At 65.6% G+C, this 23,656-nt stretch carries 21 protein-coding genes; 17 read left to right on the forward strand and 4 right to left on the reverse strand.

Annotated elements, in window-relative coordinates; all coding sequences use genetic code 11:
- Positions 1-24: 24 nt before the first annotated feature.
- From mrdA to V6657_RS17700, 4 genes are all read right to left on the reverse strand, one after another.
- Complete coding sequence (gene mrdA, locus V6657_RS17685; RefSeq protein WP_048934351.1) at positions 25-2,424, reverse strand: penicillin-binding protein 2; 2,400 nt, start codon at positions 2,422-2,424, stop codon at positions 25-27.
- A gap of 36 nt (positions 2,425-2,460) precedes the next feature.
- On the reverse strand, positions 2,461-2,973 hold the full coding sequence (gene mreD / locus V6657_RS17690; protein ID WP_048934352.1) for a rod shape-determining protein MreD: 513 nt from the start codon (positions 2,971-2,973) through the stop codon (positions 2,461-2,463).
- Between the two features lie 13 nt (positions 2,974-2,986).
- The gene (mreC, locus tag V6657_RS17695) at positions 2,987-4,036 is read right to left on the reverse strand and encodes a rod shape-determining protein MreC (protein WP_048934353.1); all 1,050 of its coding nucleotides are present in this window, start codon (positions 4,034-4,036) and stop codon (positions 2,987-2,989) included.
- A gap of 221 nt (positions 4,037-4,257) precedes the next feature.
- Positions 4,258-5,301, reverse strand: a complete 1,044-nt coding sequence (locus tag V6657_RS17700; protein WP_004628293.1) for a rod shape-determining protein — start codon at positions 5,299-5,301, stop codon at positions 4,258-4,260.
- A gap of 517 nt (positions 5,302-5,818) precedes the next feature.
- Between V6657_RS17700 and gatC the strand changes: the two genes are divergently transcribed.
- The 17 genes from gatC (at position 5,819) to hslV (ending at position 23,650) form a co-directional block, all read left to right on the forward strand.
- Positions 5,819-6,118: an Asp-tRNA(Asn)/Glu-tRNA(Gln) amidotransferase subunit GatC gene (gatC, locus tag V6657_RS17705; protein WP_048934354.1), complete on the forward strand. Its 300-nt coding sequence runs from the start codon at positions 5,819-5,821 to the stop codon at positions 6,116-6,118.
- Positions 6,119-6,197: 79 nt separating this feature from the next.
- Positions 6,198-7,685 carry an Asp-tRNA(Asn)/Glu-tRNA(Gln) amidotransferase subunit GatA gene (gene gatA / locus V6657_RS17710; protein ID WP_048934355.1) on the forward strand — a complete coding sequence of 496 codons (1,488 nt, stop codon included), beginning with the start codon at positions 6,198-6,200 and terminating at the stop codon, positions 7,683-7,685.
- Positions 7,686-7,842: 157 nt separating this feature from the next.
- Positions 7,843-8,334, forward strand: coding sequence for a hypothetical protein (locus tag V6657_RS17715; protein WP_048934356.1), 492 nt, complete (start codon positions 7,843-7,845; stop codon positions 8,332-8,334).
- 11 nt (positions 8,335-8,345) lie between these two features.
- Complete coding sequence (locus tag V6657_RS17720) at positions 8,346-9,323, forward strand: dienelactone hydrolase family protein (RefSeq protein ID WP_048934480.1); 978 nt, start codon at positions 8,346-8,348, stop codon at positions 9,321-9,323.
- Positions 9,324-9,392: 69 nt separating this feature from the next.
- Positions 9,393-10,859, forward strand: a complete 1,467-nt coding sequence (gene gatB, locus V6657_RS17725; RefSeq protein ID WP_048934357.1) for an Asp-tRNA(Asn)/Glu-tRNA(Gln) amidotransferase subunit GatB — start codon at positions 9,393-9,395, stop codon at positions 10,857-10,859.
- A gap of 14 nt (positions 10,860-10,873) precedes the next feature.
- Positions 10,874-11,551: a DUF484 family protein gene (locus V6657_RS17730; RefSeq protein WP_048934358.1), complete on the forward strand. Its 678-nt coding sequence runs from the start codon at positions 10,874-10,876 to the stop codon at positions 11,549-11,551.
- 11 nt (positions 11,552-11,562) lie between these two features.
- A complete protein-coding gene (xerC, locus tag V6657_RS17735) occupies positions 11,563-12,561 on the forward strand; it encodes a tyrosine recombinase XerC (RefSeq protein WP_048934359.1) in 999 nt (332 codons plus the stop codon).
- A 47-nt stretch (positions 12,562-12,608) separates the two neighbouring features.
- A complete protein-coding gene (locus V6657_RS17740) occupies positions 12,609-13,805 on the forward strand; it encodes a class I SAM-dependent rRNA methyltransferase (protein ID WP_048934360.1) in 1,197 nt (398 codons plus the stop codon).
- Positions 13,806-13,884: 79 nt separating this feature from the next.
- Positions 13,885-14,403 (forward strand): metal-dependent hydrolase, encoded by a 519-nt coding sequence (locus tag V6657_RS17745; RefSeq protein WP_048934361.1) that lies wholly within the window; start codon positions 13,885-13,887, stop codon positions 14,401-14,403.
- Positions 14,404-14,557: 154 nt separating this feature from the next.
- Positions 14,558-16,084, forward strand: a complete 1,527-nt coding sequence (locus V6657_RS17750) for an FAD-binding oxidoreductase (RefSeq protein WP_048934362.1) — start codon at positions 14,558-14,560, stop codon at positions 16,082-16,084.
- A gap of 11 nt (positions 16,085-16,095) precedes the next feature.
- Positions 16,096-17,343, forward strand: coding sequence for a lactonase family protein (locus V6657_RS17755; RefSeq protein WP_048934363.1), 1,248 nt, complete (start codon positions 16,096-16,098; stop codon positions 17,341-17,343).
- Positions 17,344-17,427: 84 nt separating this feature from the next.
- Positions 17,428-17,946, forward strand: a complete 519-nt coding sequence (locus V6657_RS17760) for a Fur family transcriptional regulator (RefSeq protein WP_048934364.1) — start codon at positions 17,428-17,430, stop codon at positions 17,944-17,946.
- Between the two features lie 10 nt (positions 17,947-17,956).
- Positions 17,957-19,036: a GTP-binding protein gene (locus V6657_RS17765; RefSeq protein WP_048934365.1), complete on the forward strand. Its 1,080-nt coding sequence runs from the start codon at positions 17,957-17,959 to the stop codon at positions 19,034-19,036.
- A 433-nt stretch (positions 19,037-19,469) separates the two neighbouring features.
- Entirely contained in the window at positions 19,470-19,889 is a 420-nt protein-coding gene (dksA, locus tag V6657_RS17770) for an RNA polymerase-binding protein DksA (protein WP_048934481.1), read from the forward strand.
- A 71-nt stretch (positions 19,890-19,960) separates the two neighbouring features.
- The gene (gene zigA / locus V6657_RS17775) at positions 19,961-21,277 is read left to right on the forward strand and encodes a zinc metallochaperone GTPase ZigA (RefSeq protein WP_048934366.1); all 1,317 of its coding nucleotides are present in this window, start codon (positions 19,961-19,963) and stop codon (positions 21,275-21,277) included.
- Positions 21,278-21,378: 101 nt separating this feature from the next.
- Entirely contained in the window at positions 21,379-22,968 is a 1,590-nt protein-coding gene (locus tag V6657_RS17780) for an ABC transporter substrate-binding protein (protein WP_048934367.1), read from the forward strand.
- Positions 22,969-23,113: 145 nt separating this feature from the next.
- Positions 23,114-23,650: an ATP-dependent protease subunit HslV gene (hslV, locus tag V6657_RS17785; protein WP_048934368.1), complete on the forward strand. Its 537-nt coding sequence runs from the start codon at positions 23,114-23,116 to the stop codon at positions 23,648-23,650.
- Positions 23,651-23,656 lie beyond the last annotated feature (6 nt).

Below are 23,656 nucleotides of genomic sequence, written 5' to 3' on the forward strand. Positions count from 1 at the left end.
TGGCGTGATCCTCAAGCGCGAATGTCAGGGCGCGGCCTGCGCGGGTTTGGGCGCCTGCTTCGGTGCCGGCTTGTTGCCAGGCTTCGCCTCTTTCCCGCCCTTGGGTGCGGTGGCCGGCGTTGAGGCCGGGGCGGCGGCATTGCCGCGTCCGCGCGGTGGCAGTTCAGGCGCGGGCTGCGCGTGCGACAGTGCTTGCAGCACCTGGGCGTCCAGCGTGGCCGGGGCGATAGCTTCGGCGCTGGTGCCGGCCTCGCGCAGGGCGGGGGCCACCAAGTCCGGCGACATCGGCGGCGCGGCACGTGTGGTGCCGGCTGCCACCGACGAAGCGGCCGGCGCCGACGCCGCAGCCACACCACTGGCGGTCGGTACGGCCACGGCTGACGCAGCTGCCACTTCGGAGGCGGCCTGCGCGGCCACCTGCGGCGCGGCCGTGGCGCTGGCGATGGTGGCCGTCTTGCCGGTCGAGAACACGCTCGGCGTGTCCACAGGCGGTTGCGGCTGGGGCTTCGGCGCGCTGGCGAGCAGTTCGGTCGGCCACTTGCCCGTCAGGTAATAGTCCATGACGGCGCGTGCGATCGGCGCGGCCGACGCGGCACCAAAGCCGGCGTTTTCCACGATCAGGGCCAGCGCGATCTTCGGATGGTCCGCCGGGGCAAAGGCCTCGAACAGCGCGTGGTCGCGCTTGCTTTCGGGCAGCGCGTGGTGGCTGTACTTTTCGTTCTTGCCCAGCGAGTACACCTGTGCCGTCCCCGTCTTGCCCGCCGACACATACTGGGCGCCGATGAACGCCTTGGCTGCCGTACCTGCCTGGTTCACGCCCACCATCGCGCGCTTGATCACGTCGATGTTGGCCTGCTTGAGCGGGATCCGGTAGCTCTCGGTCGGCACGGTCAGTGTGCGCGACTTGGAGAGCGAATCCTCGACCGCCTTCACTAGGTGAGGCTTCATCACTACGCCGTTGTTGGCCAGCGTCGACACCGCGTGCGCGAGTTGCAGGATGGTGAAGTTGTTGTAGCCCTGGCCGATGCCCAGCGAAATCGTTTCACCGTCGTACCACTTCTGTTGCTCGGGGCGCTTGTAGGCTTTGCGCTTCCACTCGGTGGACGGCAGGATGCCGGTGCGCTCGCCTTCGATGTCGATGCCCGTGACCTGCCCGAAGCCGAACGGCTTCATGAAGTCGTGGATGGCATTCACACCCATGTCGTTGGCGAGCCGGTAGTAGTACGTGTCGCACGACGCCACGATCGAGCGGTACATGTCGACCCAGCCGTGCCCGCCCGGTACGTCATCGCGGAAGGTATGGTTGCCCAGCGTGAACGAGCCCGGATCGGCCATGCCCCACTGCGGCGTGCGCTTGCCCAGCTCCAGCGCGCCCAGCGCCATGAACGGCTTGTAGGTCGAGCCCGGCGGATACGTGCCGCGCAGCGGACGGTTCAGCAGCGGCTTGTCGGGCGAGTTGTTCAGCTCGTTCCAGGAGGTGCTGTCGATGCCTTCGACGAACATGTTCGGATCGAATGTCGGCTTGGACACGAAGGCGAGGATGTCGCCCGTCTCCGGCTCGATCGCCACCAGTGCGCCGCGGCGGTTGCCGAAGAGCTGCTCGGCCAGGCGCTGCAGGTTGATGTCCAGCGACAGGATCAGGTTGTTGCCCGGCGTCGCTTGCGAGGTCGAGAGCGTGCGGATCGGCCGCCCGCCCGCGCTCACTTCCACTTCTTCGTAGCCGGTCAGACCGTGCAGCTCGGTCTCATAGCTCTGCTCGATGCCGACCTTGCCGATGTATTCCGTGCCGCTGTAGTTGTTGGAATCCTTGCGCGGGTCGTACGTCACACCGGGTTGGCTGTTGGCATCGCTCATGTTGTCGATGCGGTCCAGGTCTCGCTCGGAGATCCGCCCGATGTAGCCGATCACGTGCGACGCCGACTCACCCAGCGGGTACTGGCGGAACAAGCGTGCGTGCACGTCCACACCCGGAAAACGGAAGCGCTGCGCCGAGAAACGCGCGACTTCCTGATCGGTGAGCTGGCTGCGGATCGGCAGGCTCTCGAAGCTGCGCGCATCTTCCATCAGGCGCTTGAAGCGGCGGCGGTCGCGCGGCTGGATGTCGATGACTTGGGCGAGCTGGTCGATGGTGTTGTCCAGCGTGTCTTGCAGCTTGGACGGCGTGATCTCCAGCGTGTATGCCGAGTAGTTGCGCGCCAGCACCACGCCGTTGCGGTCCATGATGATGCCGCGGTTGGGCTCGATCGGCGCCACCGAGATGCGGTTGTCTTCCGCCTTGGCCGAGTACTGCTCGTGCTTGACCTCCTGCAGCCAGAAGAAGCGCGCCAGCAGCAGCCCGAAGCAGATCACCACGAACAGGGCGGCCGCCGCCAGCCGCAGGCGGAAGCGCGACAGCTCCTGTTCGACGTTGCGGATTTCGGTCATGCCGGACTAACAGCGAGGTGCATCAGATTGGACGCCCTAGATTGGCCGAGTTTCGTCGACGCTCTCCGGCCGGCGCTGCGGCGCCAGCAGGATGGCATTGGCGAACGGCCAGAGCGCCGCTTCGATCAGTGGCGGCAGAATGACCTGCCAGTCCGGCAGGTGCGCGCCCATCAGCAGGCGGATGACGATCGGCACGGCGTGCGCCAGCACCAGCAGCGGCAACACATGCAGCGCCTGCGACAGCACCGAGAACCACAGCACGCGCCGGTGGATGGTGATCGCAAAGTACGACAGCATCGTGTAGGCCATCGCATGCTCGCCCAGCAGGCGCGCTTCGTGCACGTCCATCAAGAGGCCCAGCAGGAAGGCCACCACCATGCCCACGCGTCGCGGCTGGTGGATGTTCCAGAACACCAGCACCAGTGCCACCAGATCGGGAATCCACTGTATGTGGCCCCACGGCATCAGGTTGAACAGGAATGCCAGCACGAAGCTGAAGGCGATGAAACCGGGGTTGACCGGGCGCAGCAGGTATTGGGGCGAGTTCATGTGGATGCCTCGCTTAGCGTTTGGCCGCTGGATCAGCAGTGTCCAGCGGATTGCCGTCGGCGTCGGTCGGGCGCGGCGGCGGGGTGTTGTCTTCGGCAGCGGGAGCCGGTGCCGGCACGTTGGCCTCGGCGGCAGCACGCGCGGCGCGGTCCTTCTCTTCGCGGGCTTCGCGGGCGGCGTTCTTGCCCTTGGCCACCGGTGCGGGTGCCACATCCATCGGCGGCGGGAAGCCCGACTCGTACTTCACGATCAACAGATGCCGGTTGCTGCGGATGCCAGCCACCGGCTCGCAGATCACACGTGAGAACGCGGTGTCGGCCTTACGCTCGATCTGTGCAATGCGCGCCACCGGCAGGCCCGCCGGATACACGCCGTCCAGCCCCGAGGTCACCAGCAGGTCGCCCTGCTGCAGATCGGCCGAGGCGGCCATGAAGCGCAGGTCCAGCGCGCCCGGGCGGGCACCACCAAACGCCACGCTGCGCAGGCCGTTGCGCACGACTTCCACGGGGATCGCCTGATCCTTGTCGGTCAGCAGCGTGACCTGCGATTCGAACAGCGACACGCGCGTCACCTGGCCGACCACGCCACGATCATCGATGACCGGGTAGCCGGCGCGCACGCCGTCCTTCGAGCCGCGATCAATGACGATGCGCTGGGTGTACGGATCACGCGCTTCGTAGAGAACTTCCGCTCCAATGGTGGGGATGGCGGCGTGCTGCTTCAGGTTGAGCAGCGTGCGCAGATTGCGGTTCTCGGCTTCAAGCTGCGAGGCGCGCAGCGATTGCTGGGCCTGGGCGACGGCCGATTCGCGCAGGTTGCGGTTATCGGCGGCGAGCGTGGTGGACGACTGTGTGTAATCCAGCGCAGCACGCACTGTGTCGCGCGGAATCAGCACCAGGCGCTCGACGGGGTACAGCACGACCGACACGACCTGCCGGACCACGCCCAGCACCGACATGCGGGCATCGATCACCAGCAGCGCGAGCGCGAGCGCAAGCAGGGCGACCAGCCGCGCGGTGGCGGACGGGCCCTGCTTGAAGAGGGGCGGCGGGGAGTAATCCATGACCCGGACGCTTCAGATGCACACGGCAGGCGCCGGACGGTCAACGTCAGCGGCCTGCCGGTAACGGATTAGGTGTGGCGTCGGTGCGGTGCCTGGGCCCGGGGTGGGCGGAGCACGGCGCACCGGCGCGGAACGCATCTCAGTGGCCCGCCACGGCCGCTGGTGCGGCCAGGAAGACAGGCGTGGCGAAATGCGCCAGATGCGAGCGGTGCATGATCCCGTTATTCGTACGAGAAGATGCTGCCGAGCTTGTCCATGCGCTCCAGCGCCATGCCCGAGCCGCGCACCACGCAGGTCAGCGGATCTTCGGCCACCAGCACCGGCAGGCCGGTTTCTTCGGCCAGCAGGCGGTCCAGGTCGCGCAGCAGCGCGCCGCCGCCCGTGAGCATCATGCCGCGCTCGGCAATGTCGGCGCCCAGTTCCGGCGGGGTTTGCTCCAGCGCGATCTTCACCGACGACACGATCTGGTTCAGCGGGTCCGTCAGCGCTTCCAGGATTTCGTTGGACGACACCGTGAAGGCGCGCGGAATGCCTTCCGACAGGTTGCGGCCCTTCACTTCCATCTCGCGCACTTCCGAACCCGGGAAGGCCGAGCCGATTTCCTTCTTGATGGCTTCGGCAGTCTGTTCGCCGATCAGCATGCCGTAGTTGCGGCGGATGTAGTTGACGATGGCTTCGTCGAACTTGTCGCCGCCCACGCGCACGGAACCCTTGTAGACCATGCCGCCCAGCGAGATGATGCCCACCTCGGTAGTGCCGCCGCCAATGTCCACCACCATCGAGCCCGACGGCTCCGACACCGGCAGGCCGGCGCCAATCGCGGCGGCCATCGGCTCTTCAATCAGGTAGACCTGCGACGCACCGGCGCCCAGCGCCGATTCACGGATGGCACGGCGCTCGACCTGGGTCGAACCGCACGGCACGCAGATGATGATGCGCGGGCTCGGACGCAGCAGCTTGGTGTCGTGCACCATCTTGATGAACTGCTTGAGCATCTGCTCGGTGACGGTGAAGTCGGCGATCACACCGTCTTTCATCGGGCGGATCGCCTCGATGTTGCCCGGCACCTTGCCCAGCATCTGCTTGGCTTCCTTGCCGACTGCCTGGATGGTCTTCTTGGCGTTCGGGCCGCCTTCCTGGCGAATGGCCACCACCGACGGCTCGTCGAGGACGATGCCCTTGTCGCGGACGTAGATCAGGGTGTTGGCGGTGCCGAGGTCGATCGCGAGATCGTTGGAGAAATAGCTACGCAAAAAGCCGAACATCGAATGAATCCTGTTTTCGAGTCATGGGCGGCTCAGCAGCAGAATCTCGGCCAATGGCTACACCGATACGCGGACGTCGCATGGCTACCATACGGTCCGATCCTGCTACTGCGCTCCCGGGAATGTCGCGGGCTCCGTGGTGGTCGGCGGTGGGGTGCCGTGGCACTGGCCATCCTGCCGAGGGTGAGCCGCCCGGAGGGGGCGGCCCCAAGGAACCTTTGATTAAGTGTCGCCAGATGCTGACGGCGGCGTCGCCGGGAGGTTCCCGGCCACTTAATCAGAGGGTCCGTGGCTGCACGAAGTCGCCTGCTGACTTAGAAATTTAGTCGGCAATCATACCTTATAATTCGGGCATTCTGCGGGTATTCGGCGGGCGTTTGCCTCCAATTTTGCGGCAAATCGGCACAACTCGGGCGTAACCTGAGCGAGCCTGGCGCGCAGTAGCCGTCGCTTGGCTGCCACTTGCGCACATTGCCCGCCTGCCTTTACTGATTGCCGCACTCACTGATCCACTCCGATGGCACTCGAACTCTCCGACGTCAAACGCATCGCCAACCTCGCCCGCATTGAAGTCTCCGATGGCGAGGCGGCGCAGACCCTGACCCAGCTCAACCAGTTCTTCACCCTGGTCGAGCAGATGCAGGCCGTGGATACCACCGGCATCGAGCCGATGGCCCACCCGATCGAGCTGATCCAGGCCCCGGCCCAGCGCCTGCGCGACGACGCCGTCACCGAGGCCGACCGCCGCGCCGACTACCAGCAGTGCGCCCCGGCCACCGAGGCCGGCCTGTACCTCGTGCCCAAGGTGATCGAGTAAACGGCGCCACGGCGCTGCGCTTGACCCCTCTCCATTCGACGACGCCGGCCGCAGCCGGCAGCCCATCCGAACGTATTCGATGACCGCATCCACGATCAAAGCCCTGTCTGCCCAACTCGCCGCCAAGGAGGTTTCGGCGGTGGAACTGGCGCGCCATTACCTCGCGCGCATTGATGCCGGGGCGCACCTCAACGCCTTCATCCATGTCGATGCCGAGGCTACGCTCGCGCAGGCGCAGGCTGCCGACGCGCGCATCGCGGCCGGCAATGCGGCACCGCTGACCGGCGTGCCGATCGCGCACAAGGACGTGTTCGTCACGCGCGGCTGGCGCGCCACGGCCGGCTCCAAGATGCTGGGCGACTACGTCAGCCCGTTCGACGCCACCGTGGTGGAGCGCCTGAGCGCCGCCGGCATGGTGACGCTGGGCAAGACCAACATGGACGAGTTTGCGATGGGCTCGTCCAACGAAAACTCGGCTTTTGGCCCGGTCAAGAACCCGTGGAACGTCGAGCACGTGCCGGGCGGCTCGTCGGGGGGCTCGGCGGCTGCCGTGGCGGCCGATCTGGCGCCGGCGGCAACCGGTACCGACACCGGCGGCTCGATCCGCCAGCCGGCATCGTTCTCGGGCATCACCGGCATCAAGCCGACGTATGGGCGCGTGTCGCGCTACGGGATGATCGCCTTCGCCTCGTCGCTGGACCAGGGTGGCCCGATGGCGCGTACGGCCGAAGATTGCGCGCTGCTGTTGTCCGCCATGGCAGGTTTTGACCCGCGTGACTCCACCAGCCTGGAACCCGGCCGTGGTGGTGATGTGGAAGACTTCACCCGCCTGCTCGGCCAGCCGCTGCAAGGTGCGGACGCCGCCCGCCCGCTGGCCGGCCTGCGCATCGGCCTGCCCAAGGAATATTTTGGCGAAGGCCTGGCCGACGACGTGCGCACCACCGTGCGCGCCTCGCTGGCGGAGCTGGAAAAGCTCGGCGCCACGCTGGTCGACATCAGCCTGCCCAAGACCGAGCTGTCGATCCCGACGTACTACGTGATCGCCCCGGCCGAGGCCTCGTCCAACCTGTCGCGCTTTGATGGCGTGCGCTACGGCCACCGTGCGGCCGAGTACCGCGATCTGGCCGACATGTACCGCAAATCCCGCGCCGAAGGCTTCGGTTGGGAGGTCAAGCGCCGCATCCTGGTCGGTGCCTATGTGCTGTCGCACGGCTACTACGACGCGTACTACCTGCAGGCGCAGAAGATCCGCCGCATCATCGCGCAGGATTTCCAGAACGCGTTTGGTCAATGCGACGTGATCATGGGCCCCGTGGCGCCGACCGTTGCGTGGAAATTGGGTGAGAAGAGCGACGATCCGGTGCAGATGTATCTCGAGGACATCTTCACGCTGTCGACCAGCCTGGCAGGTCTGCCGGGCATGAGCGTGCCCGCCGGTTTTGGCGCAAACGGTCTCCCGGTTGGCTTGCAGATCATTGGCAACTATTTTGAAGAGGCACGCATGCTGCAAATCGCGCATGCGTTCCAGCAGGCGACCGACTGGCACGCACGCCAACCGGCAGCCTGACGGCATTCACAAGCGCTCGGACCACCGCTGCACCGCAGGGGGCCGCATGAACAGTAAGCAGGGGCCTCGCGCAGCGGGGAGACGCACGTCCGTGAATGCAGGCTGTCGCCGACACCACGAAGGCAAAATGAACGCAATCCGCTCGGAGGCGATCGCAATGAACCCCCGCATCCGCAACGCATTCGGGCTGGCGCTTGTCGCCGTCCTGCTGGCGGCCTGCGTGCCGATTCCGTTGCCATCGCTGCCGGGCATTCCAGGTTTTGGTCGCCCGTCTGGGCCGCCGCCGATTGCCGATCGCACCATCAGTGTCAACGGCTACTGCAGCCAGACCGAGGAAGACGGCTTCCGCGAGCAGGCAACGCTCACGGTGGCCGACAACAACGTCAGTACGTTGCAGTGGCAGTTGTGGGTCGGCCGTCGCGGTTCGTGCCAGTTTGATCTGTCGACGTTCCAGCAGACCAAGCGCCGTCCGAGCATCGAGCTGCGCGAGCGCAATGGCAGTTGCACGCTGATGGTCTGGCAGGACCCGCGCCGCGTGACGCTGGCCCACGCCAATTGCGAAGCGCATTGCACGCCTGGCATCTACGAAGAAGCCTGGCCGGTGATGTTCGATCCGCAAACGGGCCAGTGCGCCCGCAACGCCCGGTAATGCGCCCGGTGATGCGCGCATCGCTTCGGGTGGGGGCCGTGTTGGCGGGCGCCCTGCTGGCGCTGCACGCGTTCGCCCAGCCGACGCCCGACGCCGAAGGCGCTCTGCCGGACATGCCGGCCGCGCGCGCACCGTCGGCCGCGGAACTGGGTGTGCAGACGGTGGAAATTCCGCGCGCGGTCATGAAAGACGCCGAAGATGCGCCGCAGACGCTGACCGCTTACTGGGTCAAGCCCGGGATCACGCCTGCAGGCAAGGCGCCGTCGGCCGGCTTGCCGGTGGTGATCGCGCTGCACGGCTGCAGCGGTTTGTACACGCAGGCCGGTACGGATGCGAAGGCGTTGGGTACGCGTTATCGCGGCTATGCGCAGTGGCTGGGCGCGCGTGGCTATGCGGTGGTGCTGCCCGACAGTTTTGGGCCGCGCGGCAAACCGCACGGCATCTGCACCGAGCGGTTTGCGGCACGCGATATCAACGGTGCCGTGCGCCGCGCAGACATTCTGGCGACGATGCGCTGGCTGGCTGCGCAGCCGGGCGTGGATGCGCGCCGCATCGTGCTGCTGGGCTGGTCCAACGGTGCGCAGGCCGTGCTGGAAACCGTGGACGCGAGCCTCGCCTGGCCCGCCGACACGCCGGCAGTGGAGCGCGCCGTGGCGTTTTACCCGGGCTGTGCCGCTGCACTGCAGCGTGCGAAGTATCAGTTGAACGCGCCGTTGCTACTGCTGGCGGGTGGCAATGACGATTGGACACCCGCCGACCGATGCCAGTCCTTGCAGACCGCGGTGCTGGCCCGCCAGCCGCAGGCGCGCTTCGAGCTGGAGACGTTTGGCGGGGCCTATCATGGCTTTGATGGCACGGCACCGGTCACGGAGCGCAGCGGCATCCCGAATGGGAGGCGTCACGGTACGGTCACCGTGGGTGGCGATCCGGCGGCACGCGAGGCCGCCTTCGCGAAGCTCGCCGCCTGGCTGGATGCGCCGCACCCCTGATCGCACCGAGCAGAAATACAAGCAACACCTAGACATTCACACCACAACAATCGACAGGACACACGCAACATGCAATGGGAAGTGGTGATCGGCCTCGAGACGCACACGCAACTCTCGACGGTCTCGAAGATTTTCTCCGGCGCCTCCACCGCATTCGGTGCTGAGCCCAACACGCAGGCCGCGCCGGTGGATCTGGCACTGCCGGGCGTGCTGCCCGTGCTGAACAAGGGCGCCGTTGAGCGCGCCATTACGTTCGGCCTGGCTATCGGCGCCAAGATCGCGCCGAAGAGCATCTTTGCGCGCAAGAATTACTTCTACCCCGATCTGCCCAAGGGCTACCAGATCAGCCAGTACGAGATCCCGGTGGTGCAGGGCGGCACGCTGACCATCCAGGTGGAAGGCAAGAGCGGCCAGCCCGGGTATGAGAAGACCGTGCAACTGACGCGTGCCCACCTGGAAGAGGACGCCGGCAAATCGCTGCACGAAGACTTCGCCGGCATGACCGGCATCGACCTGAACCGCGCCGGCACGCCGCTCTTGGAAATCGTCACCGAGCCCGACATGCGCAGCGCTGCGGAAGCCGTGGCCTACGCCAAGGCGCTGCACGCGCTGGTGATGTGGCTGGGCATCTGCGACGGCAACATGCAGGAAGGCAGCTTCCGCTGCGACGCCAACGTTTCGGTGCGCCGGGGCCCGGATGCGCCGTTCGGCACGCGCTGCGAGATCAAGAACCTGAACTCGTTCCGCTTCCTGGAAGAGGCGATCAACTACGAAGTGCGCCGCCAGATCGAGCTGATTGAAGACGGCGGCACCGTGGTGCAGGAAACCCGTCTGTACGACCCGGACCGCAAGGAAACGCGCTCCATGCGCAGCAAGGAAGACGCGCAGGATTACCGCTACTTCCCCGATCCCGATCTTCTGCCGCTGGTGATCGGCGACGACTGGATCGACCGTGTGCGCGCCACGCTGCCCGAACTGCCCGCCGCGATGGCTGCGCGCTTCGAGTCGGCCTATGGCCTGCCGAAGTACGACGCGAGCATCCTGACCGCCACCAAGGCGACCGCTGCGTACTTCGAAGCCGTGGTGGCCGACGCGGGTGCTGCCAACGCCAAGGCGGCCGCCAACTGGATCATGGGCGAGCTGGCCTCGAACCTGAACCGCGCGGATCTGGAAATCGATGCTGCACCGGTCAAGCCTGCGCAACTGGCCAAGCTGCTCGCGCGCATTGCCGACGGCACGATCTCGAACAACACCGCCAAGAAGGACGTGTTCCCCGCCATGTGGGCTGGCGAGCACGGAGGGGACGCCGACGCGATCATCGAAGCGAAGGACCTCAAGCAGACGTCCGACTCTGGTGAGCTCGAGAAGATCATCGACGACGTGCTTGCCGCCAACGCCAAGTCGGTCGAGGAATTCCGCGCGGGCAAGGAAAAGGCGTTCAACGCGCTGGTCGGCCAGGCCATGAAGGCCACGCGCGGCAAGGCCAACCCCGCACAAGTCAACGATTTGCTGAAGAAGAAACTGGGCGCAGCCTGATGAGCACCTCCACGATGAACGCACAAGACGTCGCCAACTACCTGCAAGCGCATCCGGCCTTCTTTGAAGAGCATGCCGAGCTGCTGGCCGCCATCCAGCTCACCAGCCCGCACAGCCACCGCGCCGTGTCGCTGCAAGAGCGCCAGATGGAAATCCTGCGCGACAAGAACAAACACCTCGAACTCAAGCTGTCGGACCTGATGCGCCACGGCAACGAGAACGACCGCACGCAGCAGCGCGTGCACGCGTGGACGACGCGCCTGCTGGGCGAGGCCGACACGCACGCGCTGCCGTACGCCGTGCAGGATGGCCTGCGCGAGATTTTCGAAGTGCCGGCCGTGGCACTGCGCGTCTGGCAGGTGGGCGAAGAGTTCGCGCATCTGGAAGTCGCGCAAGGCGTGAGCGAGGAAGTGCGCCTATTCGCGGCTGGCTTGCGCGCGCCGTACTGTGGCGCCAATGCGGGCTTCGAAGCCGCCGGCTGGCTGGAGACCGCTGAGACGATCGAGTCGGTCGCCATCGTTACGCTGCGCGTGCCTGTACGTGGCGATGCCGATCAGGCGGCAGCACCCGCCTTCGGCCTGCTGGTGCTGGGCTCGCCCGATGCGCGTCGCTTCCACGACGGCATGGGCACGACGTATCTCGCGCAGATCGGCGAACTCGCCGCTGCCACGCTCAACCGCCTGCGCGACTGAGCGCACGCCACATGCCGCAATCTGCTACCAACGATGACCGCGCCGCACCCGCGCCGCCGCATCCGCAGATTGCGGCCTACCTCGATGCGTTGAAGTTCGAGCGGCAACTCTCGCCGCACACGCTGGCAAGCTACGGCCATGAGTTGGCCGTACTGCAGCGATTGGGCGCGCAGCTCGCGGCCGGTATCGATCTCACGCAACTCCAGACGCGCCACATCCGCCGCATGATGGCGCAACTGCACGGCAGTGGTCTGTCGGGCCGCAGCATTGCGCGGGCGTTGTCGGCGTGGCGTGGCTGGTACAAGTGGATGGCGCTGCGTGATGCGGCTGTCACCGCCAATCCGGTCGACGGCGTGCGTGCACCCAAGAGCCCGAAGCGGTTGCCGAAAGCCCTGTCCGTCGAACAAGCCGTCGCGCTGATGGAGCAATTGCCTGGCGACGATGCCGAGACGATCCGCGACCGCGCCGTCAACGAGCTGTTTTATTCGTGTGGATTGCGTCTCTCGGAACTGGTCAGCCTGGACTTGCGCCACGTGAAGGTCGGCGAGTATGAGTCCGCCAGTTGGTTGGACCTCGACGCACGCGAGGTGATGGTGCTTGGCAAGGGCAGCAAGCGGCGCACTGTGCCTGTCGGCTCCAAGGCTGCCGAAGCGCTGGCCGCGTGGCTGGCGGTGCGCGAGCAACTGGCCAGGCCCGCGCAGCTTGATACGGCGCCGGAGGATGCGCACGCGCTGTTCCTGTCGCCGCGCGGCAAGCGCCTTGCACAGCGGCAGATTCAACTGCGCATGAAGCGCAACGCCATCGAGGCAGGTGTTCCGGCCGATGTGCACCCACACGTGCTGCGGCACTCGTTTGCCACGCATATGCTGCAATCGTCCGGTGACTTGCGCGCCGTGCAGGAACTGCTCGGGCACGCCAGCATCGCCAGCACGCAGGTTTATACTTCGCTCGATTTTCAGCACCTGGCCAAGATCTACGATCAGGCGCATCCCCGCGCGAAGAAGAAGTAACGCGCTGCTCCGATTTCTGTATCGGGGCGCATTCATCTCCCAGTCGTATGCAAACCCTGATTCTCAAGCCCGGTAAGGAGCGCTCGCTGCTGCGCCGGCACCCGTGGATTTTCGCCAACGCCATCGACCGCATGGAAGGGCGCCCGCCGGCCTCCGGCGCCACCGTGGTTGTGCGTGCCGCCAACGGTCAGTTCCTGGCGCGCGCTGCGTTCAGCCCGGTCTCGCAGATCCGCGCCCGTGTGTGGTCGTTCGATGAAGCCGAGCCCATCGATCACGCGTTCTTCAAGCGCCGCATTGCTACCGCTGTGGCTTACCGCCGCACCTGGGTGCACGACACCGATGCCGTGCGCCTCATCATGGGCGAAGCGGATGGCTTGCCCGGCCTGATCGTCGACCAGTACGGCACCGGAGAAACGGGGCAACTCGTCTGCCAGTTCAGCGCTGCGGGTGTGGAGCATTGGAAGGACGCGATCGTCGCCGCGCTCATCAAGGAGACCGGCTGCCCGAACGTGTACGAACGCTCCGACGTGAGCGTGCGCGAGCGCGAAGGCCTGGAGCAGATGACCGGCGTGCTGGCCGGCGCGGAGCCGCCCGCAGACCTGTCGGCCACCGAGCACGGCGTGCGCTATTACGTGGATGTGCGCGAAGGTCACAAGACGGGCTTCTACGTTGATCAGCGCGACAACCGTGCACTCGTCGGCGCGCTGGCGAAAGACCGCGACGTGCTCAACTGCTTCTGCTACACCGGCGGCTTTTCGCTGGCGGCGCTCAAGGGTGGCGCGAAGTCCGTCGTGTCGATCGACTCGTCGGGCGAAGCACTGGCGGTGGCCGAGCGCAATGTCACCCTCAACGGCTTCGATCCGGCGCGCGCGGAGTGGCTGGATGCGGATGTCTTCAAGTCGCTGCGCAACTTCCGCGCAGAGGGGCGCCAGTTCGACCTGATCGTGCTGGACCCGCCCAAGTTTGCGGCGTCGGCCCAGCAGGTCGATCGTGCGGCGCGGGCGTACAAGGAGATCAACCTAGTCGGCATGCAACTGCTGCGACCGGGCGGTCTGCTGTTCACGTATTCGTGCTCGGGCGCGATCGATGCGGAGTTGTTCCAGAAGATCGTGGCCGGTGCGGCGGCCGATGCCAAGGTGACGGCGCGCATTCAGCGCCGGCTGGCCGGTGGCGTGGACCACCCGCTGCTGACGAGCTTCCCGGAAGGCGAATACCTCAAGGGCCTGCTGCTGCAGATCGGCTAGCAATTTGTCGCAATTTTTGGCTTGTCCTGGCAAGCCTCAATTGCGAAGATGCGGACCCTTTGTTTTCCGCATCACGTCGATGGCATCCAACGCGGCCCATCATGCGACAGGCTGGGCGGCGGGTGTCATTGCCGCCACCTTCGTCGCACAGGCTTCCCACACTTCCCTCGAACATCTCGGCCCGATCGTCGCGTTTTGCGCGGCGGTGGCCGGCAGCACGGCGCCTGACTGGATGGAGGTCGCGTGGTGGAGCCGCGCCCGCCGGCTCTGGATCACGCACCGCACCGCCACGCACTGGGGCATCGGCTGGGTTGCAGCGCTGGTTCTGTCTTACCAAGCGCTGAGCCATGATCACCTGTGGGCGCCGCTGGTGTTCGGCTTTGCCTGCGGCGGACTGATGCACTTGCTGGCCGATTGGCCCAATCCGCTGGGCGTGCCCTGGATCTGGGGGCGCCATTCCCTGAACCTGTGGAAGAGCGGGCGCTGCGACCTGATCGTGGTGATGCTGGCGTGGGCGGCGGCATGCTGGGTGGTGCGGCCGCTGTGGGAGACGACGGCATCGCGGGTGCTCGCCTGGTTTGCCCATCTGGTGCGCTGATGTGGCTCCGGCTGACCCGGCGCACACGTTGTGCCGGCAATGACTGATGGAACCCGGACGCACGAACGACTAAGTTGGAACCGCCGGACGACATCGTCCGAATCCAACTCCGTTTGCGCAACCCTTGCGCAAACGCCCTCACCGGGAGTCGTCGATGACACTGGATGTGACCCGCCAGGACCCTCGCTACAACACGCTCAAGCACGGCTTCAACCTGCGCTGGCCGGCGACGGAGGCTCAGGCCGCCGGCCGCATCGCCCTTGTTGAAAAGCCCGACGACGTGGTGCCCGCCATCCAGCGCATCGTCAATGCGGGCCAGCGCCCGACGGTGCGCAGCGGCGGACATTGCTATGAGGATTTCGTCTCCAACAACCCCGACGGCACGATCGTTGATCTGAGCTTGCTCGCTACGCCCGAGGTGCACGCCGACGGCTCGGTGCGCATTCCCGCCGGCACACAGAACTGGAACGGCTACCTCGAGCTGTACAAGCGCCACAACGTAACGCTGCCCGGCGGCTCGTGCTATTCGGTGGGTGCGGGCGGGCATATCTGTGGCGGCGGGTATGGGCTGCTCTCGCGGCTGCAGGGGCTGACGGTGGACTGGCTCTCGGCCGTGGACATCGTCACTGTCGACAAGACGGGCAAGGCCGCCGCGCACACGGTGGATGCGGCACACGATCCGGACCTCTTCCGCGCATGCCGTGGCGCGGGCGGTGGCAACTTCGGCGTCATCACCGGCTACACCTTCGCCAAGCTGCCCGCAGCGCCGCAGGAGGTGGCACTGGCCACGGTTGCGTTCGATTGGGCCACCATGACACCGCAGCGCTTTGCCGAACTGCTGCACATCTACGGCGAGTACTGGGAGACGCGCGGCAAGGACCCGGACACCTGGGGCATGTTCTCGCTGCTCAAACTCACGCACAAATCGTCGGGCCAGATCGTGCTGCTCACGCAGTTCTGCAACCCCGATGGCACGTGCCGCGATCTCTCTGTTCTCAATGATTTTCTGAGCCGATTCCAGGCTTGTGCGCCGACACCGGTCAAGGGTCGTCCGCCCGGCTATGGCCCAGGGCACAAGCAAGGTGTGGGGCAGCTGCTCTGCTCCAAGCCACACACCATCGTGCAATACGATTGGCTGACGGCCACGCAATACCTGAACGGCTCCGGTGCCAATCAGCGCGGCAAATACAAATCCGCCTATATGAAGCGCGGTTTCACGGCGCGCGAGGCGCAGCGCATCTACACGCATCTCACGCGGACGGTGCCGGGCGTGGACCTGAGCCAATCGCTGCTGCAGGTCGATTCGTACGGCGGCGCCGTCAACAAGGCCGAGCGCATCGGCGATACGGCTGTGCCGCAGCGCGCTTCGATCATGAAGCTGCAGTACCAGACCTATTGGACGTCCGCCGCCGATGACGCCGGTCACCTGCGTTGGATCAGCGATTTCTACCGTGATGTCTACGGCGCCCCCGACGTGCCCGCCCCACACAGCGGCACGCCCTACCCCGGCGACCGGTATGAGGGCTGCTACATCAACTACCCCGACGTCGACATGCTCGCCTACCCGTTCTGGCCGCAGCTCTACTACGGCAGTGGTGACCTGTACGCGTTTCTGCAGGATGTGAAGCGCCGGTATGATCCGAACAACATCTTCCACCACGCGATGTCCGTGCGTGTTTGATGGAGCCGCCAATGACCAATCGCCAATCCCCAACGCGTCGAACCTTCATGCAGTGGACCGGTAGCCTGCCCTTGCTGGGCGCTCTCCCCAAAACCGTAATGGCCCAGGCGGGCGAGCAGCCCACCGCCTCCGGTGCACAACCTGCCGGCGCTGCACGCTCGCCGCGCTTTGCCTACGTCGGCACCTATACGTTCAACGCGCCGGGCGGTACTGCCGGCGGCCCGCCCGCACGTGGCATCTACGTGCTCGCCCCGCGCGGCGATGCGTGGACGCAGGTGCAGGTGGTCGAAAGCGCCAATCCGTCGTTCCTGGCGGTGCACCCGAATCAGCGCTTCCTATACGCCATCAACGAACTCGAGGTCTACGAGGGCCGCCCCAACGGCAGCGCCGAGGCCTACGCCATCGACCCGCACGATGGCAAGCTGACGCTGCTCAACCGGCAGCCGCTGTCGCTGTCGGGCACGAATCCGGCACACGTGGTGGTATCACCGAATGGGCGCTACCTGGCGGTTTCGATCTATAGCGGCGGTGCGTACAACCTCCTGCCGATCGGCGCGGACGGCAAGCTGGGCGACGTGTCGGGCATCTTCAAGGACACCGGCGCCGGGCCACGCCCCGAACAGGAGGCGCCGCATGCGCACATGATGCTGTTCGATCCGGCGGGCAAGCACGTGCTCGGCACCGACCTGGGCACCGACCGCATCAACGTGTTCGCCATCGAGCAAGGCAAGCTAGCCCCGCGTGACCGGGCACAACTCCAGCCCGGCAGCGGGCCGCGCCATCTGGCGCTGCATCCACAGGGCAAGCTGCTCTATGTCATCAACGAGCTGGACGGCACGGTCGCCTGCCACGGTTATGACCCGGACACCGGCCGCGTACTGGAGGAGCGCCAGCGCATCTCCACCACCCCCGCCGACTACACCGGCCAGAAGAGCGGCGCCGAGGTGCTGATGCACCCGTCCGGGCGCTTCCTGTACGCCAGCAATCGCAAGCTGAAATCGGATCACCCGCTGGCCGACAGCGTGGCCGCCTTCAGCATCGACACCTCGGGCAAGCTCACCGCCATCCAGTACTGGAGCGAGGGCCTGCGCTTCCCGCGTGCGATGACGATGGCAGCCGACGGCAACCACCTCTACGCGCTCAGCCAGAAGGGCGACACGATCCTGCGGCTGCGCATTGACCCGCAGACCGGCAAGCTGGATCAGCCCGTGGTGGTGGCCAAGGTGCCGACGCCGGTGTGTTTGGTGTTTGCCACCTAACGCGTTGAAAAACCCTGGGCGGCGCAAGGCCGCCCAGTTGCAACTCAATTGCAGTACCCCTTCGGCCGTGGGACAATCCCCCGCATGAACACCCCGGCTTCGCGAGACGATCTCGCCACATCACAACCTGATTCGCCCGATGCAGCTGCCCGCACACGCCTGCGCAGCCTGGGCAGCCGCGTGACCGAGCCGCGCGTGCGCGTGCTGGCCGTGCTGATGCAGGGTGACGAGCCGCTCTCGCACCAGGCGGTGTGCGACGCGCTGCCGGACGACGCGGGCATCGACCGCGTGACGGTCTATCGCGTGCTCGACTGGCTGGTGGCCGGCGGCATCGTCCACAAGACGGCGGGCGCTGATCGCGTCTTCCGCTTCAGCCTGGCTGAGCACGATGCCGCACGCGAAGCGGCGCACCGCTCGCACAGCCACTTTCACTGCACGCAATGCGGACGCGATTTCTGCCTGGAAACGGCGGAGCCGCCGGCCATGCCGAAGGCGGCCCTGCCCGCCGGCTTCGCGGCCGATCACGCTGAACTCACCATCAAGGGCTGCTGCGCCGATTGTGCAAAACCCGGCGCGGCAAGCGCCCGACACGGCAATAACTAGGAAACGCATCATGTCCAAAATGATCCCGGTCACCATCCTGACGGGCTTTCTCGGCAGCGGTAAGACCACGCTGCTCAAGCGCATCCTGACCGAACAGCACGGCATGAAGATCGCCGTGATCGAAAACGAGTTCGGTGAAGAGAACATCGACAACGACATCCTCGTGCAGGACGGTAACGAGCAGATCGTGCAGATGAGCAACGGCTGCATCTGCTGCACCATCCGTGGTGACTTGGTGGCCGGCCTGTCCGACCTGCTCACGCGCCGCGACAACGGCCAGATCCAGTTCGACCGCGTCGTCATCGAGACCACCGGCGTAGCCAACCCCGGCCCCGTCGCGCAGACCTTCTTCATGGATGATGAGATCGCCAGCCGTTACCTGCTGGACGCCGTCATCACGCTGGTCGACGCCAAGCACGGCAATGTGCAGCTCGACAAGCAGGAAGAGGCCCAGCGCCAGGTGGGCTTTGCCGACGCCATCTTCATCACCAAGAGCGATCTCGTTTCCGCCGACGATGTTGACGCCCTGCGCCACCGCCTGCTGCACATGAACCCGCGCGCCCCGATCCGCACCGCCAACTTTGGCGACACGCCGATCGACACCATCTTCGACCTGCGCGGCTTCAACCTGAACGCCAAGCTGGAGATCGACCCCGACTTCCTGCGCGAAGATGATCATGACCATAACCACGATCATGATCACGACCACGCTTGCTCGGCCGATTGCGACCACGATCATGACCACCACGACCATGGTCACGGCCATCACCATCACCACGGCCATGCGCACCACACCGACCGCATCGCCTCGTTCGTCTTCCGCAGTGACCGCCCGTTCAACTACACCAAGCTGGAGGAATTTCTCTCGGGCGTGCTGAACATCTACGGCGAGAAGCTGCTGCGCTACAAGGGCGTGCTCTATATGGAAGGCGTCGACCGCAAGGTGGTGTTCCAGGGCGTACACCAGCTTATGGGCAGCGACGTGGGCGGCAAGTGGGATGGTGAAAAGCCCAGCAATCGCATGGTCTTCATCGGCGTAGACTTGCCGCGCGAAACCATTCTGAAAGGATTGGAGAACTGCCTGGCCTAGGGCTTGCCCACCCCGGGCCACTTTCCCCCTCCTTTTGGGTGGCCTAGCCCGGCGCTTTCAGGCAGAATCCGGCCCGGGTTTTCTGTCCGTGTTTCTCCGATAGTTCGGGTAAGATCGTTCAGCTACAATAGTTCGATTCAGTGCACGTCGTCCGAGGCACGTCCGATAGGAGGAGCAGGCGATGGTGACCAAGAACAAGGACGGACGCAGCGCCAACGGCGGCGCCCTGCGGTCCAACACGGAGTCGGCTGCAGCCCAGGCTGCGCCAGCCACCCGAAAAAAAGCGGCAGGGGGCGCCGCTGCGGGCAAGGCAACAGGAGGCGCGCGGGGCGGCAAGTCCGCCGCCAGCCAGAACGAGTCCAACGCATCCCCGCGCAAGGACGACGCGACAGCCGACACGGCGCGCGATTTACCAGGATCATCCGCAGCAACCATGAGCAGCAAGAAACTACTCACCGAAGCCGAAATCCTGAAGATGGGCGAAAAGGATTACATGAACGAGGCGCAGTTGGCCTTTTTCAGAGATCGGCTTGTAAAAATGCGCGACGAAATTCTCGCGAATGCCAGCCAGACCACCGAGCACCTGCGTGAGACCGTGGTCGTGCCCGACCCGGCCGACCGTGCCACCATCGAGGAAGAGCACGCGCTTGAGTTGCGCACGCGTGACCGTGAGCGCAAGCTGCTCAAGAAGGTTGAACAGTCGATTGCCCGCATCGATGCCAACGACTACGGCTACTGCGACGAAACCGGCGAGCCGATCGGCGTGCCGCGCCTGATCGCCCGCCCGACTGCCAACCTGACGCTGGAGGCGCAGGAGCGTCGCGAAAAGCGCCAGAAGCTGCAGGGCGACTGACGCGCGCGCCACACCCGTTTGTATTCGCAGCCCGGCTTGTCCCCGGGCTGTTTGCTTTATAGGCCACGATCATGTCCCGTCCGCTTCCCGTTACCGTACTGTCCGGCTTCCTGGGCGCCGGCAAGACCACGCTGCTCAACCACGTGCTCGCCAACCGCGAGGGCAAGCGCGTGGCCGTGATCGTCAATGACCTGTCGGACGTCAATATCGACGCGCAGCTCGTGGGCGACGGCACCGCCACCAGCGCCCAGCTCTCGCGCACCGACGAGCGCATGGTGGAGCTGTCCAACGGCTGCATCTGCTGCACGCTGCGCGAAGACCTGCTCGACGAGATCGCGCGTCTGGCCCGCGAAGACCGCTTCGACTACCTGCTCATCGAATCGACGGGCGTGGCCGAGCCGTTGCCGATCGCCGAGACCTTCACGTTTGAAGACGCCGAGGGCGACGTGCTGTCCGACCTCGCACGCCTGGACACCATGGTCACGGTGGTCGACGCCCAGCACTTCCTGGCTGACTACGATGCTGCCGATTTCCTGGCAGATCGTGGTCAGGCCCGCGACGAAGATGACGACCGCACCGTGGTTGACCTGCTGATCGAACAGGTCGAGTTTTGCGACGTGATCGTGCTCAACAAGATCGACCTCGTGAGCGAGGGCGAGCGCGCGCGTCTGGCGGGCATTCTGCATTCGCTGAACCCGCGTGCGCGCATCGTGCCGGCATCGTTCGGCAAGGTGCCGCTGGACGAAATTCTGAATACGCACCGCTTCGATTTCGATGCTGCATCCGCTGCGCCAGCGTGGCTGGCCGAACTGCGCGGCGAACACGTGCCCGAGACGGAAGCGCTCGGCATCCGCAGCTTCGTCTATCGCCGCCGCGTGCCGTTTCACCCGCAGCGCCTGTGGGACTTGATGCACACCGAATGGCTGCGCAGTCCGGACGGTGGCGGCCGCGTGTTGCGCTCGAAGGGGTATTTCTGGTTGGCCTCTCGCATGGAGACTGCCGGGAGCTGGGGCCAGGCTGGCGGCGTGATGCGCCACGGTGGCGCCGGCGCATGGTGGGCGGCAGTGGATCAGGCTGAATGGCCCGATGAGGACGAGGCCCGCGCCGACATCATCGACAAGCTGCACGACAACGGTGCGCCTGCGCCGTGGGGCGACCGCCGTCAGGAGCTCGTCTTCATCGGCACCGATCTGGACGAGGCCGCACTCGTCGCGCAGCTCGATACGTGCCTGCTGACCGATGCGGAACTGGCCGCCGGCCCTGCAGCATGGGCCGTGCTGCCCGATCCCTTCCCCGCCTGGGCCTTCGATGATCACGACGACGTTGATGACGACGAAGACCACGATCACCAGCATGGTGACGACTGTGATTGCGGGCACCATCACTGAGCACGCAGACCCCCTGCTACATCGACATTGACACCGGTGTCATCCGGTCCTGACAATCCCCGGACGTTTCGCTTTCATAACGAACCATCGGGGGAGTTGTCATGCCGGTTCTGCGTCTGTTGCGCGCCGCGAGTTTGGTCGCCGCACTGTCTCTCGTTACCGCCGCACCGCTTGCCGCGCAGGCTGCGCCACCCACCACGCTGGTGGTCGGTCTGTCCGGCGACATCACCTCGCTCGATCCGCACTTCCATAACGTCACGCCCAATTCGAACGTTGCCGAGCACATGTTCGAGGCGCTGATCGCCAAGGACGAGAAGATGCGCATGAAGCCCGGCCTCGCCACCTCGTGGAAGGCCGTGAGCGACACGGTGTGGGAGATCAAACTGCGCCCCGGCGTGCATTTCCATGACGGCAGCGAATTCACCTCGGCGGACGTCGTCTACTCGCTGGCGCGCCCGGCGACTATCAAGAACAGCCCATCACCGTTCACCATCTACACGCGCGGCTTCAAGGAGGTGACGGCGGTCGACAAGCTGACCGTGCGCATCACCACCAATGGCCCGTACCCGCTGGTGCCGAACGATCTGTCGACCATCTACATCGTGTCGAAGAAGGCGGCCGAGAAGGCGGGGCCGGAAGATTTCAACAACGGTCGCGCGCTGATCGGCACGGGGCCGTACAAGTTTGTCTCGTTCGCCAAGGGCGATCGCGTCGAGTTGACGCGCTTTGACGGCTACTGGGGCAAGAAGCCGCAATGGGAGCGCGTGACGCTGCGCATCATGACGGCCGATCCCTCGCGCGTGGCAGCGCTGCTGGCTGGCGACGTGCAGGTCATCGAAAACGTGCCGACGTCTGACATCAAGAAGCTGTCGAGCGACCCGGCAGTGTCGGTGTTCAAGATGCCGGTGTTCCGCATGATGTATCTGCACCTGGATTCGAACCGCGACGTGTCGCCGTTCGTGACCGACAAGGCCGGCAAACCGCTGGCGAAGAATCCGCTCAAGGATGCGCGCGTGCGCGAGGCGATTTCGCTGGCGATCTCGCGCCAGGCCATCGTCGACCGCGTGATGGAAGGCGCAGCCGAGCCGACCGGGCAACTCGTCAACAGCGCCCTGTTCGGCCATGTACCAAGCCTGAAAGCGCCGGCGGCAGACCCGGCCGCCGCGAAGAAACTCCTTGCCCAGGCGGGGTATCCCGACGGCTTTGCCATCACGCTGCATGCCACCAACAACCGCTACGTGAACGACGACCGCGTCGCCCAGGTGATCGCTTCGATGCTTTCGCGCGTGGGGATTGCCACCAAGGTGGAGGCGATGCCGTCAGCCACGTTTTTCACGCGGGCCAACAAGCTGGACTTCTCGTTCCTGCAGGCGGGTTGGGGCGCGGATACCGGTGAAGCGAGTTCGAGTCTGAAGGCCTTGCTGGCTACCTATGACCCGGCGCGCGGCTGGGGCGCCTCCAACCGCGGGCGCTATTCCAATCCGGCGCTGGACGCCAAGCTGGCCGAGGCCCTGCAGACCATCGACGACCCCAAACGCGAGAAGCTGCTGCAGGAAGCCACGGAAATCGGTATGCGCGACTACGGCGTGATTCCGCTGTACTTCAACATCAACGTGTGGGCCGCGCGCAAGGGCTACACCGTGGTGCCGCGTCTGGATGAGCGCACCTACGCTTTCGACGTCGCGCACTGACGATCCGAGAAGCGATGCGGCGCGCACAAAAATTGTGCGCCGCTGCGGAAATCAGGCTTGAAATCCTGGGGGCTGGCGTCAAGTATGGAACTCTTTGACCGGCCCGCTGTGGGCCGGCTCAGGCTGGACCCCAAGGAACAAGCGCATGGAACAGTATCACGGCACCACCATTGTCAGCGTGCGGCGCGGCAACCAAGTCGCGCTCGGCGGCGACGGCCAGGTCACGTTGGGCAACATCGTGATGAAGGGCACCGCCCGCAAGGTGCGCGCCATCCATGATGGCAAGGTGCTGGTCGGCTTTGCCGGCGCCACCGCCGATGCGTTCTCGCTGCTCGACCGCTTCGAAGCCAAGCTGCAGAAGCACCAGGGCAACCTGCTGCGCTCCGCCGTCGACCTCGCCAAGGACTGGCGGACCGACCGCGCGCTGCGCCACCTGGAAGCGATGCTGATCGTCGCCGATCGTGAAGCGACGCTGATCATCACGGGCAACGGCGACGTGCTCGACCCGGAAGGCGGCATTGCCGCGATTGGCTCGGGTGGTTCGTACGCGCAATCGGCGGCCAAGGCGCTGATGGAGAACACCGACCTCGGCCCCCGCGAGGTGGTGGAGAAGTCGCTGAAGATCGCCGGCGAACTCTGCATCTACACCAACACCAATTTCGTGATCGAGACGCTCGAGTAAGCGGTC

Origin of the sequence: Ralstonia sp. RRA (assembly GCF_037023145.1) — a bacterium.
In the GTDB taxonomy this organism is placed as follows: Bacteria; Pseudomonadota; Gammaproteobacteria; order Burkholderiales; family Burkholderiaceae; genus Ralstonia.

Coding starts and splice junctions, on each gene's coding strand:
- V6657_RS17715 (WP_048934356.1), top strand. CDS start 7,843: ATGAACCCCCGCATCCGCAACGCATTCGGGCTGGCGCTTGTCGCCGTC.
- V6657_RS17745 (WP_048934361.1), top strand. CDS start 13,885: ATGGCATCCAACGCGGCCCATCATGCGACAGGCTGGGCGGCGGGTGTC.
- V6657_RS17755 (WP_048934363.1), top strand. CDS start 16,096: ATGACCAATCGCCAATCCCCAACGCGTCGAACCTTCATGCAGTGGACC.
- xerC (WP_048934359.1), top strand. CDS start 11,563: ATGCCGCAATCTGCTACCAACGATGACCGCGCCGCACCCGCGCCGCCG.
- zigA (WP_048934366.1), top strand. CDS start 19,961: ATGTCCCGTCCGCTTCCCGTTACCGTACTGTCCGGCTTCCTGGGCGCC.
- gatC (WP_048934354.1), top strand. CDS start 5,819: ATGGCACTCGAACTCTCCGACGTCAAACGCATCGCCAACCTCGCCCGC.
- V6657_RS17760 (WP_048934364.1), top strand. CDS start 17,428: ATGAACACCCCGGCTTCGCGAGACGATCTCGCCACATCACAACCTGAT.
- V6657_RS17700 (WP_004628293.1), bottom strand. CDS start 5,301: ATGTTCGGCTTTTTGCGTAGCTATTTCTCCAACGATCTCGCGATCGAC.
- V6657_RS17765 (WP_048934365.1), top strand. CDS start 17,957: ATGTCCAAAATGATCCCGGTCACCATCCTGACGGGCTTTCTCGGCAGC.
- V6657_RS17730 (WP_048934358.1), top strand. CDS start 10,874: ATGAACGCACAAGACGTCGCCAACTACCTGCAAGCGCATCCGGCCTTC.
- mrdA (WP_048934351.1), bottom strand. CDS start 2,424: ATGACCGAAATCCGCAACGTCGAACAGGAGCTGTCGCGCTTCCGCCTG.
- hslV (WP_048934368.1), top strand. CDS start 23,114: ATGGAACAGTATCACGGCACCACCATTGTCAGCGTGCGGCGCGGCAAC.
- V6657_RS17780 (WP_048934367.1), top strand. CDS start 21,379: ATGCCGGTTCTGCGTCTGTTGCGCGCCGCGAGTTTGGTCGCCGCACTG.
- gatB (WP_048934357.1), top strand. CDS start 9,393: ATGCAATGGGAAGTGGTGATCGGCCTCGAGACGCACACGCAACTCTCG.
- V6657_RS17750 (WP_048934362.1), top strand. CDS start 14,558: ATGACACTGGATGTGACCCGCCAGGACCCTCGCTACAACACGCTCAAG.
- dksA (WP_048934481.1), top strand. CDS start 19,470: ATGAGCAGCAAGAAACTACTCACCGAAGCCGAAATCCTGAAGATGGGC.
- V6657_RS17720 (WP_048934480.1), top strand. CDS start 8,346: ATGCGCGCATCGCTTCGGGTGGGGGCCGTGTTGGCGGGCGCCCTGCTG.
- V6657_RS17740 (WP_048934360.1), top strand. CDS start 12,609: ATGCAAACCCTGATTCTCAAGCCCGGTAAGGAGCGCTCGCTGCTGCGC.
- mreD (WP_048934352.1), bottom strand. CDS start 2,973: ATGAACTCGCCCCAATACCTGCTGCGCCCGGTCAACCCCGGTTTCATC.
- mreC (WP_048934353.1), bottom strand. CDS start 4,036: ATGGATTACTCCCCGCCGCCCCTCTTCAAGCAGGGCCCGTCCGCCACC.
- gatA (WP_048934355.1), top strand. CDS start 6,198: ATGACCGCATCCACGATCAAAGCCCTGTCTGCCCAACTCGCCGCCAAG.